Source organism: Enterobacter sp. RHBSTW-01064 (assembly GCF_014103035.1).
Classification (GTDB): Bacteria; Pseudomonadota; Gammaproteobacteria; order Enterobacterales; family Enterobacteriaceae; genus Enterobacter; species Enterobacter mori.
In genome coordinates this window covers 115,993-136,223 of record NZ_JABXOU010000003.1, presented here as the reverse complement: position 1 = coordinate 136,223, position 20,231 = coordinate 115,993, and the positions used below count along the sequence as shown (strand labels likewise).

Here is a 20,231-nt window from a genome sequence, read left to right as displayed (position 1 = left end):
TACTTCTGACAGGTTGGTTTATGAGTGCGAATACCGAAGCTCAAGGGAGCGGGCGCGGCCTGGAAGCGATGAAATGGGTAGTTGTAGCCGTGCTGCTGATCGTGGCAATTGTTGGCAACTATCTTTATCGTGACATGATGCTGCCGCTACGCGCGCTTGCAGTGGTAATTCTGATTGCTGCAGCGGGTGGTGTCGCGCTGTTGACGACAAAAGGCAAAGCGACTGTCGCTTTCGCTCGCGAAGCACGTACCGAAGTCCGCAAGGTCATTTGGCCGACTCGCCAGGAAACATTGCACACCACGCTGATCGTAGCGGCGGTTACCGCTGTAATGTCACTGATCCTGTGGGGACTGGATGGTATTCTGGTTCGCCTGGTTTCCTTTATCACTGGCCTGAGGTTCTAAGATGTCTGAAGCCCCTAAAAAGCGTTGGTACGTCGTTCAGGCGTTTTCCGGTTTTGAAGGCCGCGTAGCTACGTCGCTGCGTGAGCATATCAAATTACACAACATGGAAGAGTTATTTGGCGAAGTGATGGTTCCGACCGAAGAAGTGGTCGAGATCCGTGGCGGCCAACGTCGCAAAAGCGAGCGTAAATTCTTCCCGGGTTACGTGCTGGTTCAGATGGTGATGAACGACGCGAGCTGGCACCTGGTGCGCAGCGTACCGCGCGTGATGGGCTTTATCGGCGGCACGTCTGACCGTCCGGCGCCAATCAGCGATAAAGAAGTTGATGCGATTATGAACCGCCTGCAGCAGGTGGGTGATAAGCCGCGTCCGAAAACGCTGTTTGAACCGGGTGAGATGGTTCGTGTTAATGACGGTCCGTTTGCTGACTTTAACGGCGTCGTTGAAGAAGTGGACTACGAGAAGTCCCGCCTGAAAGTGTCTGTTTCTATCTTCGGTCGTGCGACCCCGGTAGAGCTGGACTTTGCACAGGTCGAAAAAGCCTAAGCAGCGATCAAAAAAGCGGCGATTAAATCGTTGCACAAGGCGCGAGATTGGAATACAATTTCGCGCCTTTTGTTTTTATGGGTTACGGCCCGTAAAACGAATTTTATTCACGGGGAGCCTCTCTGAGGCGCTATCACCCAATCAGAGGATTTTAGAATGGCTAAGAAAGTACAAGCCTACGTCAAGCTGCAGGTTGCAGCTGGTATGGCGAACCCAAGTCCACCAGTTGGTCCAGCTCTGGGTCAGCAGGGTGTGAACATCATGGAATTCTGTAAAGCGTTCAACGCAAAAACTGAATCCCTGGAAAAAGGTCTGCCAATCCCAGTCGTAATCACTGTTTACGCTGACCGTTCTTTCACTTTCGTTACCAAAACCCCTCCAGCAGCAGTTCTGCTGAAGAAAGCGGCTGGTATCAAGTCTGGTTCCGGTAAACCGAACAAAGACAAAGTGGGTAAAATTTCCCGCGCTCAGCTGCAGGAAATCGCGCAGACCAAAGCTGCCGACATGACTGGTGCCGACATTGAAGCGATGACTCGCTCAATCGAAGGTACTGCACGTTCCATGGGCCTGGTAGTGGAGGACTAAGAAATGGCTAAACTGACCAAGCGCATGTCCGTGATCCGTGACAAAGTTGATGCGACCAAACAGTACGACATCAACGAAGCTATCGCTCTGCTGAAAGAACTGGCAACTGCTAAGTTCGTTGAAAGCGTTGACGTTGCCGTTAACCTCGGCATCGACGCTCGTAAATCCGATCAGAACGTTCGTGGCGCAACTGTACTGCCACACGGTACTGGCCGTTCCGTTCGCGTAGCTGTATTTGCTCAGGGTGCAAACGCTGAAGCTGCTAAAGCTGCCGGCGCTGAACTGGTAGGTATGGAAGATCTGGCTGATCAGATCAAGAAAGGCGAAATGAACTTTGACGTTGTTATTGCTTCTCCAGATGCAATGCGCGTTGTTGGCCAGCTGGGCCAGGTTCTGGGTCCACGTGGCCTGATGCCAAACCCGAAAGTGGGTACTGTAACCCCTAACGTTGCTGAAGCGGTTAAGAACGCTAAAGCAGGTCAGGTTCGTTATCGTAACGACAAAAACGGCATCATCCACACCACCATCGGTAAAGTGGACTTTGACGCTGACAAACTGAAAGAAAACCTGGAATCTCTGCTGGTTGCGCTGAAAAAAGCAAAACCAACTCAGGCGAAAGGCGTGTACATCAAGAAAGTTAGCATCTCCACCACCATGGGTGCAGGTGTTGCAGTTGACCAGGCTGGCCTGAGCGCTGCTGCAAACTAATGCCTTTACGTGGGCGGTGATTTTGTCTACAATCTTACCCCCATGTTTGCTAACGAAAGTTAGCGGCTAACAGAATTGTTCGTTGGAGCCTGGCCTAATCCAGGCCTCCGTCGAAGACCGCAGGTGTTTCGCAAGAGACTTAATCCCCTGCGTAGACGGTGACAGAACGCTAAGATTATTTTTGAATACTCTGGCTTGTTTCTGCTCACCGTATTAAGACGCTCTCCTCGTTGGGGAGAGTGAAGTGAGTTCCGGGACATGAGTTCCGGCAAACATCCAGGAGCAAAGCTAATGGCTTTAAATCTTCAAGACAAACAAGCGATTGTTGCTGAAGTCAGCGAAGTAGCCAAAGGCGCGCTGTCTGCAGTAGTTGCGGATTCCCGTGGCGTTACTGTAGACAAAATGACTGAACTGCGTAAAGCAGGTCGTGAAGCTGGCGTATACATGCGTGTTGTTCGTAACACCCTGCTGCGTCGCGTAGTTGAAGGTACTCAGTTCGAGTGCCTGAAAGACACGTTTGTTGGTCCGACCCTTATTGCATACTCTATGGAACACCCGGGCGCTGCTGCTCGTCTGTTCAAAGAGTTCGCGAAAGCGAATGCAAAATTTGAGGTCAAAGCTGCAGCCTTTGAAGGTGAGTTGATCCCGGCATCGCAAATCGATCGCCTGGCAACCCTGCCGACCTACGAAGAAGCAATTGCACGCCTGATGGCAACCATGAAAGAAGCTTCGGCTGGCAAACTGGTTCGCACTCTGGCTGCTGTTCGCGATGCGAAAGAAGCTGCTTAATCGCAGTTATCTTTATAAAGCATTCGCTTACGTATAAACTTATTCTGATTTTCAGGAACAATTTAAATGTCTATCACTAAAGATCAAATCATTGAAGCAGTTGCAGCTATGTCCGTAATGGACGTTGTAGAACTGATTTCTGCAATGGAAGAAAAATTCGGTGTTTCTGCTGCTGCTGCTGTAGCTGTAGCTGCGGGCCCGGCTGAAGCTGCTGAAGAAAAAACTGAATTCGACGTAATTCTGAAAGCTGCTGGCGCTAACAAAGTTGCTGTTATCAAAGCAGTACGTGGCGCAACTGGCCTGGGTCTGAAAGAAGCTAAAGACCTGGTAGAATCTGCTCCAGCTGCGCTGAAAGAAGGCGTGAGCAAAGACGACGCAGAAGCACTGAAAAAATCTCTGGAAGAAGCTGGCGCTGAAGTTGAAGTTAAATAAGCCAACTTTTCTGGTTGCAGCCTAAGTCATTAGGCTGATGGCTGGTGACTTTTTAGTCACCAGCCTTTTTGCGCTGTAAGGCATCAGTAGCATTTCACACTGTTTGACTGCTGGTTGTCCTGACAATGCATGTTTCTATCGACGACTTAATATATTGCGACAGGGTGCTCGCTCTGTGTAAATCGCGACGAAATGATTTAAGCGTGATAGCAACAGGTATTGCGGAAAGTATTCAATTTTCCGGTCCACAAAATGGTGTTGCACAAACTGTCCCTTCGTCGGACAGATGGGTCGACTTGTCAGCGAGCTGAGGAACCCTATGGTTTACTCCTATACCGAGAAAAAACGTATTCGTAAGGATTTTGGTAAACGTCCACAAGTTCTGGACATTCCATATCTCCTTTCTATCCAGCTTGACTCGTTCCAGAAGTTTATCGAGCAAGATCCTGAAGGGCAGTACGGTCTGGAAGCAGCCTTCCGCTCCGTGTTCCCGATTCAGAGCTACAGCGGTAACTCCGAGCTGCAGTACGTCAGCTACCGCCTTGGCGAACCGGTGTTTGACGTTCAGGAATGTCAGATCCGTGGCGTGACCTATTCCGCACCGCTGCGCGTAAAACTGCGTCTGGTGATCTACGAGCGCGAAGCGCCGGAAGGCACCGTTAAAGACATTAAAGAACAAGAAGTCTACATGGGTGAAATTCCACTCATGACAGACAACGGTACTTTCGTAATCAACGGTACTGAGCGTGTTATCGTTTCCCAGCTGCATCGTAGCCCGGGCGTCTTCTTCGACAGCGATAAAGGTAAAACACACTCTTCCGGTAAAGTACTGTATAACGCACGTATCATTCCTTACCGTGGTTCATGGCTGGACTTCGAGTTCGATCCGAAAGACAACCTGTTTGTCCGTATCGACCGTCGTCGTAAGCTGCCTGCAACCATCATTCTGCGTGCGCTGCAATACACCACTGAACAGATCCTGGACCTGTTCTTTGAGAAAGTGATCTTTGAAATCCGCGACAACAAGCTGCAGATGGAGCTGGTGCCGGAACGTCTGCGTGGTGAGACCGCGTCGTTCGACATCGAAGCCGACGGCAAAGTGTATGTGGAAAAAGGTCGCCGTATCACCGCGCGCCATATCCGCCAGCTGGAAAAAGATGATATCAAACTCATCGAAGTTCCGGTTGAGTACATTGCAGGAAAAGTAGCCGCGAAAGATTACGTTGATGAATCAACGGGTGAGCTGATCTGCCCAGCGAACATGGAGCTGAGCCTGGATCTGCTGGCTAAGCTGAGCCAGTCTGGCCACAAACGTATCGAAACGCTGTTCACCAACGATCTGGACCACGGCGCGTATATCTCTGAGACTATCCGTGTCGACCCAACCACCGATCGTCTGAGCGCGCTGGTAGAAATCTACCGCATGATGCGTCCTGGTGAGCCACCAACTCGCGAAGCGGCGGAAAGCCTGTTCGAGAACCTGTTCTTCTCCGAAGACCGCTACGATCTGTCCGCGGTTGGTCGTATGAAGTTCAACCGTTCTCTGCTGCGTGATGAGATCGAAGGTTCCGGTATCCTGAGCAAAGACGACATCATCGAAGTGATGAAGAAGCTCATCGATATCCGTAACGGTAAAGGCGAAGTGGATGATATCGACCACCTCGGCAACCGTCGTATCCGTTCCGTAGGCGAAATGGCGGAAAACCAGTTCCGCGTTGGCCTGGTGCGTGTTGAGCGTGCGGTGAAAGAGCGTCTGTCTTTGGGCGATCTGGATACCCTGATGCCTCAGGATATGATCAACGCCAAGCCGATTTCTGCAGCAGTGAAAGAGTTCTTCGGTTCAAGCCAGCTGTCTCAGTTCATGGACCAGAACAACCCGCTGTCTGAGATTACGCACAAACGTCGTATCTCTGCACTCGGCCCAGGCGGTCTGACCCGTGAACGCGCAGGCTTTGAAGTTCGAGACGTACACCCGACCCACTACGGTCGCGTATGTCCAATCGAAACGCCTGAAGGTCCAAACATCGGTCTGATCAACTCCCTGTCCGTGTACGCACAGACTAACGAATACGGTTTCCTCGAGACTCCGTATCGTAAAGTGACCGACGGTGTTGTTACCGACGAAATTCATTACCTGTCTGCTATCGAAGAAGGCAACTACGTTATCGCTCAGGCGAACTCCAACCTGGATGACGAAGGCCACTTTGTAGAAGATCTGGTTACCTGCCGTAGCAAAGGCGAATCCAGCTTGTTCAGCCGCGACCAGGTTGACTACATGGACGTATCCACCCAGCAGGTGGTATCCGTCGGTGCGTCCCTGATCCCGTTCCTGGAACACGATGACGCCAACCGTGCATTGATGGGTGCGAACATGCAACGTCAGGCCGTTCCAACTCTGCGTGCTGATAAGCCGCTGGTTGGTACCGGTATGGAACGTGCTGTTGCCGTTGACTCCGGTGTTACTGCAGTTGCTAAGCGTGGCGGTACCGTTCAGTACGTCGACGCATCCCGTATCGTTATCAAAGTTAACGAAGACGAGATGTATCCGGGCGAAGCGGGTATCGACATTTATAACCTGACCAAATACACCCGTTCTAACCAGAACACCTGTATCAACCAGATGCCTTGCGTATCTCTGGGTGAGCCAGTTGAACGTGGCGACGTGCTGGCAGACGGTCCGTCCACCGACCTCGGTGAACTGGCGCTCGGTCAGAACATGCGCGTAGCGTTCATGCCGTGGAACGGTTACAACTTCGAAGACTCCATCCTCGTCTCCGAGCGTGTGGTTCAGGAAGATCGTTTCACCACCATCCACATTCAGGAACTGGCATGTGTGTCCCGTGACACCAAGCTGGGGCCAGAAGAGATCACCGCTGACATCCCGAACGTGGGTGAAGCTGCGCTCTCTAAACTGGATGAATCCGGTATCGTTTACATCGGTGCTGAAGTGACCGGCGGCGACATTCTGGTTGGTAAGGTTACGCCTAAAGGTGAAACCCAGCTGACGCCAGAAGAGAAACTGCTGCGTGCAATCTTCGGTGAGAAAGCGTCTGACGTTAAAGACTCTTCTCTGCGCGTACCAAACGGTGTTTCCGGTACGGTTATCGATGTTCAGGTCTTCACCCGTGACGGCGTTGAGAAAGATAAGCGTGCGCTGGAAATCGAAGAGATGCAGCTCAAACAGGCTAAGAAAGACCTGTCTGAAGAACTGCAGATCCTCGAAGCGGGTCTGTTCAGCCGTATCTATGCGGTGCTGGTTGCCGGTGGCGTTGAAGCTGAGAAGCTCGACAAACTGCCACGCGATCGCTGGCTGGAACTGGGCCTGACCGATGAAGAGAAACAAAATCAGCTGGAACAGCTGGCTGAGCAGTATGACGAACTGAAACACGAGTTCGAGAAAAAACTCGAAGCGAAACGCCGCAAAATCACTCAGGGCGACGATCTGGCACCAGGCGTGCTGAAGATTGTTAAGGTTTATCTGGCCGTTAAACGTCAGATCCAGCCTGGTGATAAGATGGCAGGTCGTCACGGTAACAAGGGTGTTATCTCTAAGATCAACCCGATCGAAGATATGCCGCACGATGCTAACGGTACGCCGGTAGATATCGTACTGAACCCACTGGGTGTACCGTCTCGTATGAACATCGGTCAGATCCTGGAAACCCACCTGGGTATGGCTGCGAAAGGTATCGGCGACAAGATTAACGCCATGCTGAAGCAGCAGGAAGAAGTCGCGAAACTGCGCGAATTCATCCAGCGTGCCTACGATCTGGGTACCGACGTGCGTCAGAAAGTCGACCTGAACACCTTCAGCGATGATGAAGTTCTGCGTCTGGCGGAAAACCTGCGTAAGGGTATGCCAATTGCAACGCCGGTATTCGACGGTGCAAAAGAAGCTGAAATTAAAGAGCTGCTGCAACTGGGTGGTCTGCCAACGTCTGGTCAGATTACGCTGTTTGACGGCCGTACCGGTGAACAGTTCGAGCGTCCGGTAACCGTAGGTTACATGTACATGCTGAAACTGAACCACCTGGTCGACGACAAGATGCACGCTCGTTCTACCGGTTCTTACAGCCTGGTTACTCAGCAGCCGCTGGGTGGTAAGGCTCAGTTCGGTGGTCAGCGCTTCGGGGAGATGGAAGTGTGGGCGCTGGAAGCATACGGCGCAGCATACACCCTGCAGGAAATGCTCACCGTTAAGTCTGATGACGTGAACGGTCGTACCAAGATGTATAAGAACATCGTGGACGGCAACCATCAGATGGAGCCGGGCATGCCAGAATCCTTCAACGTACTGTTGAAAGAGATTCGTTCGCTGGGTATCAACATCGAACTGGAAGACGAGTAATTCTCGCTCAAACAGGTCACTGGTGTCGGGTTCACCCCCGACACCAGATTGTGCTAACTCCGACGGGAGCAAATCCGTGAAAGATTTATTAAAGTTTCTGAAAGCGCAGACTAAAACCGAAGAGTTTGATGCGATCAAAATTGCTCTGGCTTCGCCAGACATGATCCGTTCATGGTCTTTTGGTGAAGTTAAAAAGCCGGAAACCATCAACTACCGTACGTTCAAACCTGAGCGTGACGGCCTTTTCTGTGCGCGTATTTTCGGGCCAGTAAAAGACTACGAGTGCCTGTGCGGTAAGTACAAGCGCCTGAAACACCGTGGTGTGATCTGTGAGAAGTGCGGCGTTGAAGTGACCCAGACCAAAGTACGCCGTGAGCGTATGGGCCACATCGAGCTGGCGTCTCCGACTGCTCACATCTGGTTCCTGAAATCTCTGCCGTCCCGTATCGGCCTGCTGCTGGATATGCCGCTGCGCGATATCGAACGTGTTCTGTACTTCGAATCTTATGTTGTGATCGAAGGCGGTATGACGAACCTGGAACGTAACCAGATTCTGACCGAAGAACAGTATCTGGACGCGCTGGAAGAGTTCGGTGACGAATTCGACGCGAAGATGGGTGCGGAAGCTATCCAGGCCCTGCTGAAGAGCATGGATCTGGAGCAAGAGTGCGAGCAGCTGCGTGAAGAGCTGAACGAAACTAACTCCGAAACCAAGCGTAAAAAGCTGACCAAGCGTATCAAACTGCTGGAAGCGTTCGTTCAGTCTGGCAACAAGCCAGAGTGGATGATCCTGACCGTTCTGCCGGTTCTGCCGCCAGATCTGCGTCCACTGGTACCGCTGGATGGTGGTCGTTTCGCAACGTCCGATCTGAACGATCTGTATCGTCGCGTTATCAACCGTAACAACCGTCTGAAGCGTCTGCTGGATCTGGCTGCGCCGGACATCATCGTACGCAACGAAAAACGTATGCTGCAGGAAGCGGTAGATGCCCTGCTGGATAACGGTCGTCGCGGTCGTGCGATCACCGGTTCGAACAAACGTCCTCTGAAATCTTTGGCCGACATGATCAAAGGTAAACAGGGTCGTTTCCGTCAGAACCTGCTCGGTAAGCGTGTTGACTACTCCGGTCGTTCTGTAATCACCGTAGGTCCATACCTGCGTCTGCATCAGTGCGGTCTGCCGAAGAAAATGGCACTGGAGCTGTTCAAACCGTTCATTTACGGCAAGCTGGAACTGCGTGGCCTGGCCACCACCATCAAAGCCGCGAAGAAAATGGTTGAGCGTGAAGAAGCTGTCGTTTGGGATATCCTGGACGAAGTGATCCGCGAACACCCGGTACTGCTGAACCGTGCACCAACACTGCACCGTCTGGGTATCCAGGCATTTGAGCCAGTCCTGATCGAAGGTAAAGCTATCCAGCTTCACCCGCTGGTTTGTGCGGCTTATAACGCCGACTTCGATGGTGACCAGATGGCTGTTCACGTACCGCTGACGCTGGAAGCCCAGCTCGAAGCGCGTGCGCTGATGATGTCTACCAACAACATCCTGTCTCCAGCGAACGGTGAACCAATTATCGTTCCTTCTCAGGACGTTGTATTGGGTCTGTACTACATGACCCGTGACTGTGTTAACGCCAAAGGCGAAGGCATGGTGCTGACTGGCCCGAAAGAAGCTGAGCGTATTTATCGCGCTGGCCTGGCCTCTCTGCATGCGCGCGTTAAAGTGCGTATCACCGAATACGAAAAAGATGAAAACGGCGAATTCGTGGCGAAAACCAGCCTGAAAGACACGACCGTTGGCCGTGCCATTCTGTGGATGATCGTACCGAAAGGTCTGCCTTTCTCCATCGTCAACCAGGCGCTGGGCAAGAAAGCGATCTCCAAAATGCTGAACACCTGTTACCGCATTCTGGGTCTGAAGCCGACCGTAATCTTCGCTGACCAGACAATGTACACCGGCTTTGCTTATGCAGCGCGTTCAGGTGCATCTGTTGGTATCGATGACATGGTCATCCCAGAGAAGAAACACGAGATCATCTCTGAAGCGGAAGCCGAAGTTGCTGAGATCCAGGAGCAGTTCCAGTCTGGTCTGGTAACCGCAGGCGAACGCTATAACAAAGTTATCGATATCTGGGCAGCGGCGAACGATCGTGTATCCAAAGCGATGATGGATAACCTGCAGACCGAAACCGTGATTAACCGTGACGGCGTAGAAGAGCAGCAGGTTTCCTTCAACAGCATCTACATGATGGCCGACTCCGGTGCGCGTGGTTCCGCAGCACAGATTCGTCAGCTGGCAGGTATGCGTGGTCTGATGGCGAAGCCAGATGGCTCCATCATCGAAACGCCAATCACCGCGAACTTCCGTGAAGGTCTGAACGTACTCCAGTACTTCATCTCCACGCACGGTGCTCGTAAAGGTCTGGCGGATACCGCACTGAAAACAGCAAACTCCGGTTATCTGACGCGTCGTCTGGTTGACGTTGCGCAGGATCTGGTTGTGACCGAAGACGATTGTGGCACCCTCGAAGGTATCACCATGACCCCGGTTATCGAGGGTGGTGATGTTAAAGAGCCACTGCGCGATCGCGTTCTGGGTCGTGTGACCGCGGAAGACATTCTGAAGCCGGGCACTGCAGACATTCTGGTTCCACGCAACACGCTGCTGCACGAGCACTGGTGTGACCTGCTGGAAGCGAACTCTGTTGACTCAGTGAAAGTGCGTTCCGTTGTATCTTGTGACACCGACTTTGGTGTATGTGCGCACTGCTACGGTCGTGACCTGGCGCGTGGCCACATCATCAACAAAGGTGAAGCAATCGGCGTTATCGCGGCACAGTCCATCGGTGAGCCGGGTACACAGCTGACGATGCGTACGTTCCACATCGGTGGTGCGGCATCTCGTGCGGCTGCTGAATCCAGCATCCAGGTGAAAAACAAAGGTAGCATCAAGCTCAGCAATGCGAAGTCTGTTGTTAACTCCGCAGGCAAGCTGGTTGTGACCTCTCGTAACACCGAGCTGAAGCTGATCGACGAATTCGGTCGTACCAAAGAGAGCTATAAAGTGCCTTACGGTGCGGTTATGGCGAAAGGTGATGGCGAGCAGGTTGCCGGCGGTGAAACCGTTGCAAACTGGGATCCACACACCATGCCGGTTATCACCGAAGTAAGTGGTTTCATCCGCTTCACTGACATGATCGACGGCCAGACCATTACTCGTCAGACCGACGAGCTGACCGGTCTGTCTTCTCTGGTGGTTCTGGATTCTGCTGAACGTACTGCCGGTGGTAAAGATCTGCGTCCTGCACTGAAAATCGTTGATGGTCAGGGTAACGACGTTCTGATCCCTGGTACCGACATGCCTGCGCAGTACTTCCTGCCGGGTAAAGCGATCGTACAGCTGGAAGATGGTATTCAGATCGGTGCGGGTGATGCTCTGGCGCGTATTCCTCAGGAATCCAGCGGTACCAAGGACATCACCGGTGGTCTGCCACGCGTTGCGGACCTGTTTGAAGCACGTCGTCCGAAAGAGCCTGCAATCCTGGCTGAAATCAGCGGTATCATTTCCTTCGGTAAAGAGACCAAAGGTAAACGCCGTCTGGTTATCACCCCAGTAGATGGCAGCGAGCCGTACGAAGAGATGATTCCTAAGTGGCGTCAGCTCAACGTGTTCGAAGGTGAACGTGTAGAACGTGGTGACGTGGTTTCCGATGGTCCAGAAGCTCCGCACGACATTCTGCGTCTTCGTGGCGTACACGCGGTAACGCGTTACATCACCAACGAAGTACAGGACGTTTACCGTCTGCAGGGCGTTAAGATTAACGATAAGCACATCGAAGTTATCGTTCGTCAGATGCTGCGTAAAGCAACCATCGAAAACGCAGGCAGCTCCGAGTTCCTGGAAGGCGAACAGGTTGAATACTCTCGCGTTAAGATTGCTAACCGCGATCTGGAAGCGAACGGCAAAATCGGTGCGACCTTCGCGCGCGATCTGCTGGGTATCACCAAAGCGTCTCTGGCAACCGAGTCCTTCATCTCTGCAGCATCGTTCCAGGAGACCACGCGTGTCCTGACCGAAGCGGCTGTTGCTGGTAAGCGTGATGAATTGCGCGGTCTGAAAGAGAACGTCATCGTGGGTCGTCTGATCCCGGCAGGTACCGGTTATGCGTACCACCAGGATCGTATGCGTCGTCGTGCTGCGGGCGAACTGCCAGCTGCACCGCAGGTCACTGCAGAAGATGCATCCGCGAGCCTGGCAGAACTGCTGAACGCAGGTCTGGGCGGTTCCGACAACGAGTAATCGTTGATGCCCGGTAATAAACATTACCGGGCATATGCCTCGTAGGTCGGGTAAGCGTAGCGCCACCCGACAACAAAAAACCCGCCTCGGCGGGTTTTTTTACATCTGTATGTTATCAGTTTACCAACGGGATCCGTCGATAAAGTTCAATCATATCGCCCGCCAGATCCTGAATGACCATCGCGTTCATCAGGTGATCCTGAGAGTGAACGGTGATCAGGTTAACCGGAAGCTTCCCGGTGCCTTCGTCAAGACCGATAAGCTGCGTCTGGATCGTATGCGCGTGCTTCACATATTCGCGCGACTCTTCCATCGCCTTCTCGGCTTCGTCAAAGTCGCCTTTACGTGCCATCTGCAGTGCGGTCAGAGCAGCACTTCTCGCCGCGCCCGCGTTCACCAGCAGTTCCATGATTGTGGTTTCTAAGTCTTCCATTATGACTCCAGCAGCTTGAGCGCTTTTTCCAGTACGGCATCACCTTTCATCATGCCGTAATCCATCATGTCGATCACCGCGACTTTTTTGCCCAGCGGGTCGGCCTGCGCCTGAAGTTTCGCCTGCTCGTATTTTACCTGTGGCCCCAGCAATACGATGTCGGCCGTCGCGATATTGTCTTTAAACTCCGCGACCGGAACGGCTTTAATGGTGACTTCAACCCCTTTTTTCTGCGCGGCATCTTTCATACGTTGAACCAGCATGCTGGTTGACATTCCCGCTGCACAGCATAAAACGATGTTCTTCATAATCAGCCTCGATCTACATGTGTTTATTGATAATTATCCCGTGCAGACCGCTTCAACAACCGCTTTACCGTGATTGTGTGTCAGGCATCACAAAGAAATCGGCATTTTTCTGAAACCGGTTACAATTTTGTGGTCACTCGCTGTCAGATGTACGAACGATACGATTTTTTCCCTGCTGTTTTGCCGTGTAAAGCGCGCCATCGACGCTACCTACAAAGTGTTCCAGCGGCTCGAAGTGCCATTCCCCCAGGCCCGCACTGAACGTCACGTGCAGGTTTTCCTCACGCCAGACGCGCCGTTCCACGGCGGTGCGCCACGCTTCCAGCAGCGCGTGAGCGGTAGCGATCGGCTCCGTATGGAAGATCACCGCGAACTCTTCGCCGCCGTAGCGGTAAACAGAGATGTGATGGGGCTGCATGATCTGGATCCCCTCGCGGGCAACGTTACGCAAAACGATATCGCCGCTCAGGTGTCCCCAGGTGTCATTAATGGATTTGAAGTTATCGATATCGATCAGGCCCAGCGCGAAAGGTTGATGGGCGTTCAGCAGTTCATCCACATCGTTGTCGAAAGCGCGGCGGTTTTTACAGCCCGTTAATGCATCATGGGTTGCCTGACGCACATAGGCCTGTTCACGCTCTTTGTTTGACTGAATGGTATGGCTGAGCATTGCCTCAAGGCGCGGGGCCTGGCTGACATCCCCGGTTTTGATGGCGTTGATAATATTCATCAGCACAGTACGGGAAGCATGGCGCAGGTACAAACCAAACAGAATGATGATAATGGCTGCGAGTGCAAATCCCCAACTGACAACAACGGTTTCGTGGCGGGTAATGGCGGTAAGCGTGGCGTCGGATACTCGATAAATAACAAACCAGTCCGGGTTGGTGAAGGAGTAGTAGTAGTACCAGGATTTGCTTTTTGGATCGAATAAATGGCCTTCGCCGCTGGTCATTTTGTCCATCAGCGCTTCGCTGACGTACGGTTTAAAGAGCGCCCCCGTGTCCGGGTGAAGTACCACGGTACCATCGCGTTCGACGACGAAAAATTCACCCTGTACGGGGGCCACCATTTGGCGGAGGGTATAACCCATAGAGGTTAAATCGAGATGAAAAGCGAGCGTTCCCTTCAGCCTGCCTTCGGGTGAAATCACCGGCTTGTAGAGAGTGACGGTTGGGTGGTCGGTAAAGTAGTCCATATAGGGGCTGGTATAGTGGCTAAAGATACTGGCCTCTGCCTGGCCTATAAACCACGGGCGGGTTCGCGCGTCGAATGTCTTGCTCTTTTCCGTTGGAAGCACTTCCGGCGCGCGCAGGTAATGCCCCTGCGTGTCTGTCAAAGAGATGGACGACACGGTCGGCATCAGGTTTTGCAAATGCATTAACATCTGCAGCCCTTGTGCCGGATCGACGTTGATTGTCTGATTCAGCCGGTCATTGCGCGCAAAATACATCGCTGCACGCCCCAAAATATAGTCGTTTTCACGCAGGATGGATTCGGTATAGTTCACCGCCAGGTTATGGGTGAAATTACCATTAATCTTATGATAATCCTCCAGAAAATCCTTTCTCTGAGAAAGCGTAATCAACACGGCGATCAGCGCGAAGCTGCAGAGGATCCCCGCAAAGCTGACCATAATCGGCCGGGTGAAAGAGAGCTTTTTACTGTGAAGTGCCATGAGCTGTAGATTAATCCAGATGATGAATACGTTACGCCTGCTGATATTCTCTCAGCTTAGTCGCTGTCCTGAGGTTAGTAGCGAATTATACGGAACAGGATTTCAGGCGAGATGATTTATCTTAAGAATCATTAAGAAACTACTCATTATTTTTATTTTCTCAACTTTTGTTATGTTTGGGCGGAGGCAGGGCGAAACGAGGAAGAAGCTTTTCGCCCTGGACAGCATCCGTTGCTGACGAAAGCAGAATAGAAAAACCGGGCACCTGTTCACAACTGCCCGGTGTTTATCTCAGAAGACGCCTCGTCATTTTTTTACGTAGTTGCAGCACATTTCAACGTAATTGCGAGGCGCGTCCCAGCCAGCTGTCCCAGTCTTTCCAGACAGGCTGAAGCCCCTGGGCGATCAGCGCTTCAGCGACGGCTTCCGGACGTCGAGCATCGTGTGGCGCAAACTGCTCCAGCTCCGAACGATCGTCGGCGTAACCGCCCGGCTGCGTTTTGGAAAACGCGCTGACGTTGTTAATCGCAAGCGGGATAACGCGATCGCGAAACGCCGGCGACTCACGCGTTGAGAGCGATAATTCAACGTCCGGGGCGAGCAGGCGAAACGCGCAGATAGTTTGTACCAGCTGGCGCTCATCCATCACCGAGGCCGGTTCGACGCCGCCTGTACACGGACGCAATCTGGGGAAAGAGATGGAGTAGCGACTCTGCCAGTAATGCTGCTGGAGCCACAGCAGATGTTCCGCCACCAGATAGTTATCCACTCGCCAGTTGTCTGAAAGCCCCGTCAGTGCGCCGAGGCCGATTTTGTCGATCCCGGCGCGCCCCAGCCTGTCCGGCGTTTCCAGCCGGAAGAAAAAGTCCTGCTTTTTCCCCTTCAGGTGATGCCGGGCGTACGTCGCCTCGTGATAGGTTTCCTGGTAGACCATGACCCCGTCCAGCCCAAGCGTTTTCAGTTCTGCGTACTCGTCCTGCGACAGGGGCTGCACTTCCATCTGCAACGATGCAAACTCACGGCGAATAGCCGGAAGATGCTGACGGAAATAGTCCATTCCCACCTTCCCCTGATGTTCGCCCGTGACCAGCAGAAGATGCTCAAAGCCCATTTCACGAATGGCCGCACACTCGCGCGCAATCTCACCTTCATCGAGCGTTTTACGCTTAATGCGGTTGCTCATGGAGAAGCCGCAGTAGGTGCAGTCGTTGGCGCACAGGTTTGAGAGGTAAAGCGGCACGTAGAAGCTCACCGTGTTGCCAAAGCGCTGGCGGGTGAGCCGCTGCGCGCGCTGCGCCATCGGCTCAAGGTAGGCGCTAGCCGCCGGTGAAAGCAGGGCCATCATGTCTTCGCGGGTCGGATGACGCGCGTTTAACGCACGCTCGACATCCGCAGCCGTTTTGCTGTTGATGCGCAGGGCAATATCGTCCCAGTGGATCTGCCGCCAGCGATCGGTAAACGTGGTCATCAGAGCGCCTCCAGGAAACCGGTCAGCGGGCTGGTGGCCTGCGCCTGAACACTGCGGGAGCCGGGGCCAGACTGCCGTGCCAGCAAACCTGACTCCACCGCCAGGCGAAACGCACGCGCCATCATGACCGGATCGTCAGCCACCGCAATAGCCGTGTTCACCAGAACCGCGTCGGCACCCATCTCCAGCGCCTGCGCGGCATGGCTTGGTACGCCAATGCCCGCATCCACGACCACGGGCACGGTGGCCTGTTCGATGATGATCTCCAGCATCGCCCGGGTTTCCAGCCCCTGGTTGGAGCCGATGGGTGCTCCCAGCGGCATGACGGCGGCGCAGCCGACCTCTTCCAGCCGTTTACACAGGACCGGGTCGGCGCCGCAGTAAGGCAGGACGGTAAACCCTTGCTGCACCAGCTTTTCAGCTGCTTTCAGCGTTTCAATCGGGTCGGGCAGCAGCCAGCGCGCATCCGGGTGAATTTCCAGCTTCAGCCAGCGGGTGCCGAGCGCTTCACGCGCCAGCTGTGCGGCGAAAATCGCCTCCTCGGCCGTTTTCGCGCCGGAGGTATTCGGTAAAAGCGTAACGCCTGCCTCCAGTAAAGGCGCAAGAATGGCATCGTTATGCTGGCGAAGGTCCACGCGCTTCATCGCCAGCGTCACCAGCTGGCTGCCGCTTTCACGGATGGCATCCACCATCAGCTGCGGCGAGGCGAATTTTCCGGTACCTGTAAACAGATGCGAATCAAAAACTTTATCGGCAATACGTAACATTTCAGCCCCCTGCGATGACCTGAAACAGCAGGATCTGGTCGCCTTCATTGACCTGCTGATGTTCCCACTGCTCGCGCGGCAGGATCTGTTGATTGAGCGCCAGCGCCGTTCCCGGCTTGAGCTGGCGTAGCCTTTCGAGCAGCACGGCAACGGTAAGTCCGTCATCGCACTTCATTGGCTCATCGTTAAACAGAATGCGCATCGCTGCCTCCGCATACCGGGCAGCCGCTGGCGCGGTGCAAGGCCAGGTGACGCCAGCCGCTTGAGCGCGCATCAAACAGCCGCAGCGTATTACGTTCCGTCTCTATGCCGCTGAGCAGCTTGATGGCCTCCAGTGCCTGCAGCGTGCCCATCACACCAACGACTGGACCGAGAATGCCTGCGGTGCGGCAGTTACGCTCTGGCTCGGCATCGTCCGGCCACAGGCAGCGATAGCAGCCCTGCGCCCACGGCGGCGTCAGGACCATCATCTGTCCCCCGAAACCGACCGCGCTGGCGGTGATAAGCGGCGTGTTATGTGCCACACAGACGGCGTTAATCGCCTGACGCGTCGCCATATTGTCCGTGCAGTCCAGCACCACGTCGGCAAGGGCAACTTCACGCTGCAGGCGTTCACCACCGAGCCGCTCCTGCAGGGCAATCAGCTCGATGTCCGGGTTAAGCTGGTTCAGCCGCTGCCGGGTGATCTGCGCTTTAGGCTGGTCGATATCCTCCATGGTGAAAAGAATTTGCCGCTGCAGGTTGCTGAGATGTACCTCGTCGTCGTCGGCAAGCACCAGCGTGCCGACGCCCGCACCCGCCAGATAAAGCGCGGCGGGCGCGCCTAAGCCGCCCAGACCGACAATCAGCACCCGGCTGGCGAGCAGTTTTTGCTGCCCGTCGATGGCGATATCCTCCAGCAGGATCTGACGGCTGTAGCGCATAAAATCACGATCATTCATCGCCTGCTCCTGCCAGCTTTAACAGCTGTGCGGTCGCGGCCTGCCAGTCAGCGGCCTGGGTGATGGCGCTGACGACGGCGATACTGCCGACGCCGGTATCCAGCACCGACGGGGCACGTTCAAGGCTGATCCCGCCGATGGCGACGGTGGGGTAATCCGCCAGACGCTTAACATGACTCGCCAGCTGCGTCAGCCCCTGCGGTGCGGAGGGCATCTGCTTGGTTTGCGTCGGGAAGACGTGACCCAGCGCGATGTAAGAGGGACGGGCCGCCAGCGCCACGTCGATCTCCATGTCATCATGCGTTGAAACGCCAAGACGCAACCCGGCTTGACGGATAGCGCTCAGATCCGTTGTTTCCATGTCCTCCTGGCCCAGATGCACGCCGTACGCCCGGTGCTTAACGGCCAGCCGCCAGTAGTCGTTGATAAACAGGCGGGCGTTATGTCGACGCCCAAGCGCGACGGCGGCAACCACATCGGCTTCCACCTCGTCATCGCGTTTATCTTTGATGCGCAGCTGGAGGGTGCGAACGCCAGCCTTCAGCAGGCGCTCTATCCACTCCACGCTGTCCACCACCGGATAAAGCCCTAAGCGGAAGGGCACCGGGGGAAAATCGGGCTGGTACATTACGCCTCCTCTTTTTTGAGGTAGATTTCGCCGCCTTTGGCGCGGAAGGTTTCTGACATGTCCGCCATACCCACTTCAATGGTTTGCGCGGCGGCGTAGTCGCGCACCTCCTGGCTGATTTTCATCGAGCAGAACTTCGGCCCACACATAGAGCAGAAGTGCGCGACTTTGCCCGATTCCTGCGGCAGGGTCTCGTCGTGATAGGCGCGGGCGGTGAACGGGTCCAGCGCCAGGTTGAACTGGTCTTCCCAGCGAAATTCAAAGCGTGCCTTCGACATGGCGTTATCGCGGATTTGCGCGCCCGGGTGGCCTTTCGCCAAATCCGCCGCGTGGGCGGCAATCTTGTAGGTAATCAGCCCCTGCTTCACGTCTTCTTTGTTAGGCAGGCCGAGGTGCTCTTTCGGCGTCACGTAGCAGAGCATGGCGCAGCCGAACCAGCCGATCATCGCCGCCCCAATGCCTGACGTGAAGTGGTCATAGCCCGGCGCGATGTCGGTGGTCAACGGCCCCAGGGTATAGAACGGCGCTTCGTGGCAGTGCTCCAGCTCCTCGGTCATATTGCGGCGGATCATCTGCATCGGCACATGGCCTGGGCCTTCAATCATCACCTGCACGTCGTATTCCCAGGCGATTTTGGTCAGCTCGCCCAGCGTGTGCAGTTCGGCAAACTGCGCTTCGTCATTCGCGTCGCGAATAGAGCCCGGACGCAAGCCGTCGCCCAGTGACAGAGAGACATCATACGCGGCGCAGATTTCGCAGATCTCGCGGAAGTGTTCGTAGAGGAAGTTTTCCTGATGATGTGACAGGCACCACTTCGCCATGATGGAGCCGCCGCGCGAGACGATGCCGGTCAGACGTTTCGCCGTCATCGGCACGTAGCGCAGCAGCACGCCCGCGTGAATGGTGAAGTAGTCCACGCCCTGTTCCGCCTGCTCCAGCAGCGTGTCGCGGAACGCTTCCCAGGTGAGGTCTTCGGCAATGCCGTTGACCTTCTCCAGCGCCTGATAAATCGGGACGGTGCCAATCGGTACCGGGCTGTTACGCAGGATCCACTCGCGGGTTTCGTGAATATAGCGGCCGGTGGAGAGGTCCATTACCGTGTCCGCACCCCAGCGCGTGGACCAGACCAGCTTTTCCACCTCTTCTTCGATGGAGGAGGTGACGGCAGAGTTACCGATGTTCGCGTTGACCTTCACCAGGAAGTTGCGGCCGATAATCATCGGCTCGGATTCCGGGTGGTTGATGTTGGCGGGGATAATGGCGCGACCGGCAGCCACTTCGTCACGCACAAACTCCGGCGTGATGTTCTCCGGCAGACGAGCGCCAAAGCCTTCGCCCGGATGCTGATAGCGCAGTATTTCGCTACGGATGCGCTCGCGACCCATGTTTTCGCGGATGGCGATGAACTCCATCTCCGGCGTGACGATGCCCTGGCGCGCGTAGTGCAGCTGGGTCACGCATTTACCCGCTTTAGCGCGTTTTGGCGTCAGCAGGCCGGTAAAGCGCAACTCGTCCAAACCGTCGTCGGCCAGGCGTTCTTTGGTGTAAGCAGAGCTTTGCTCGTTTAGCGCTTCGCTGTCATTACGCGCGTCAATCCACGGCTGGCGCAGCTTTGCCAGACCCTGCTGGACGTTAATTGCCACATTGGGATCGCCATACGGGCCGGAGGTGTCGTATACCGGCACGGCTTCGTTGTCTTCGAACTGCGGATCCTCTTTGCTGCCGCCGATAAGCGTCGGGCTGAGCTGGATCTCACGCATCGGGACGCGAATATCGGCCTGCGAGCCGGAAATGTAGATACGTTTAGAGTTCGGGAAAGCAGTGCCTTCCAGGGTATCGATGAAGTGTTGGGCCTGTGCGCGCTGTTCGCGGCGGGTCAGTTTTGCAGTAGACAT

At 54.6% G+C, this 20,231-nt stretch carries 17 protein-coding genes; 8 read left to right on the top strand and 9 right to left on the bottom strand.

The features are described 5' to 3' along the window. Window positions 1-20: 20 nt before the first annotated feature. The 8 genes from secE to rpoC all read left to right on the top strand — a co-directional run bounded on the left by secE (window position 21) and on the right by rpoC (window position 12,113). A complete protein-coding gene (gene secE, locus HV355_RS10820) occupies window positions 21-404 on the top strand; it encodes a preprotein translocase subunit SecE (protein ID WP_003862342.1) in 384 nt (127 codons plus the stop codon). A 1-nt stretch (window position 405) separates the two neighbouring features. Next, entirely contained in the window at window positions 406-951 is a 546-nt protein-coding gene (gene nusG / locus HV355_RS10815; protein WP_003862341.1) for a transcription termination/antitermination protein NusG, read from the top strand. A 156-nt stretch (window positions 952-1,107) separates the two neighbouring features. Next, window positions 1,108-1,536 carry a 50S ribosomal protein L11 gene (gene rplK / locus HV355_RS10810; protein WP_008503452.1) on the top strand — a complete coding sequence of 143 codons (429 nt, stop codon included), beginning with the start codon at window positions 1,108-1,110 and terminating at the stop codon, window positions 1,534-1,536. Between the two features lie 3 nt (window positions 1,537-1,539). After that, window positions 1,540-2,244, top strand: a complete 705-nt coding sequence (gene rplA / locus HV355_RS10805) for a 50S ribosomal protein L1 (RefSeq protein ID WP_006176745.1) — start codon at window positions 1,540-1,542, stop codon at window positions 2,242-2,244. A 291-nt stretch (window positions 2,245-2,535) separates the two neighbouring features. Beyond that, window positions 2,536-3,033 (top strand): 50S ribosomal protein L10, encoded by a 498-nt coding sequence (gene rplJ / locus HV355_RS10800; protein WP_001207203.1) that lies wholly within the window; start codon window positions 2,536-2,538, stop codon window positions 3,031-3,033. 66 nt (window positions 3,034-3,099) lie between these two features. Continuing rightward, window positions 3,100-3,465, top strand: coding sequence for a 50S ribosomal protein L7/L12 (rplL, locus tag HV355_RS10795; protein WP_006176746.1), 366 nt, complete (start codon window positions 3,100-3,102; stop codon window positions 3,463-3,465). A 319-nt stretch (window positions 3,466-3,784) separates the two neighbouring features. Then, window positions 3,785-7,813, top strand: a complete 4,029-nt coding sequence (rpoB, locus tag HV355_RS10790; protein WP_100167617.1) for a DNA-directed RNA polymerase subunit beta — start codon at window positions 3,785-3,787, stop codon at window positions 7,811-7,813. 76 nt (window positions 7,814-7,889) lie between these two features. After that, the gene (gene rpoC, locus HV355_RS10785) at window positions 7,890-12,113 is read left to right on the top strand and encodes a DNA-directed RNA polymerase subunit beta' (protein WP_042715985.1); all 4,224 of its coding nucleotides are present in this window, start codon (window positions 7,890-7,892) and stop codon (window positions 12,111-12,113) included. A gap of 115 nt (window positions 12,114-12,228) precedes the next feature. On the opposite strand, the gene HV355_RS10780 is transcribed toward rpoC, so the two are convergent. The 9 genes from HV355_RS10780 to thiC form a co-directional block, all read right to left on the bottom strand. Next, window positions 12,229-12,546 (bottom strand): PTS lactose/cellobiose transporter subunit IIA, encoded by a 318-nt coding sequence (locus tag HV355_RS10780; protein ID WP_003862327.1) that lies wholly within the window; start codon window positions 12,544-12,546, stop codon window positions 12,229-12,231. Then, window positions 12,546-12,854: a PTS sugar transporter subunit IIB gene (locus tag HV355_RS10775; RefSeq protein ID WP_010425948.1), complete on the bottom strand. Its 309-nt coding sequence runs from the start codon at window positions 12,852-12,854 to the stop codon at window positions 12,546-12,548. The genes HV355_RS10780 and HV355_RS10775 overlap by 1 nt, the downstream gene beginning before the upstream one ends. Window positions 12,855-12,987: 133 nt before the next feature. Beyond that, window positions 12,988-14,532 (bottom strand): sensor domain-containing diguanylate cyclase, encoded by a 1,545-nt coding sequence (locus tag HV355_RS10770; RefSeq protein ID WP_182401882.1) that lies wholly within the window; start codon window positions 14,530-14,532, stop codon window positions 12,988-12,990. Window positions 14,533-14,866: 334 nt separating this feature from the next. Continuing rightward, the gene (gene thiH / locus HV355_RS10765; RefSeq protein WP_010425943.1) at window positions 14,867-16,000 is read right to left on the bottom strand and encodes a 2-iminoacetate synthase ThiH; all 1,134 of its coding nucleotides are present in this window, start codon (window positions 15,998-16,000) and stop codon (window positions 14,867-14,869) included. Then, window positions 16,000-16,767: a thiazole synthase gene (thiG, locus tag HV355_RS10760; RefSeq protein ID WP_182401874.1), complete on the bottom strand. Its 768-nt coding sequence runs from the start codon at window positions 16,765-16,767 to the stop codon at window positions 16,000-16,002. Before thiG ends, thiH begins: the two co-directional genes overlap by 1 nt. A 1-nt stretch (window position 16,768) precedes the next feature. Then, complete coding sequence (gene thiS, locus HV355_RS10755; RefSeq protein ID WP_010425940.1) at window positions 16,769-16,969, bottom strand: sulfur carrier protein ThiS; 201 nt, start codon at window positions 16,967-16,969, stop codon at window positions 16,769-16,771. Then, window positions 16,953-17,708 (bottom strand): thiazole biosynthesis adenylyltransferase ThiF, encoded by a 756-nt coding sequence (thiF, locus tag HV355_RS10750; protein ID WP_182401872.1) that lies wholly within the window; start codon window positions 17,706-17,708, stop codon window positions 16,953-16,955. Before thiF ends, thiS begins: the two co-directional genes overlap by 17 nt. Then, window positions 17,701-18,336 carry a thiamine phosphate synthase gene (thiE, locus tag HV355_RS10745; protein ID WP_182401870.1) on the bottom strand — a complete coding sequence of 212 codons (636 nt, stop codon included), beginning with the start codon at window positions 18,334-18,336 and terminating at the stop codon, window positions 17,701-17,703. Before thiE ends, thiF begins: the two co-directional genes overlap by 8 nt. Further along, entirely contained in the window at window positions 18,336-20,231 is a 1,896-nt protein-coding gene (thiC, locus tag HV355_RS10740; protein WP_182401868.1) for a phosphomethylpyrimidine synthase ThiC, read from the bottom strand. Before thiC ends, thiE begins: the two co-directional genes overlap by 1 nt.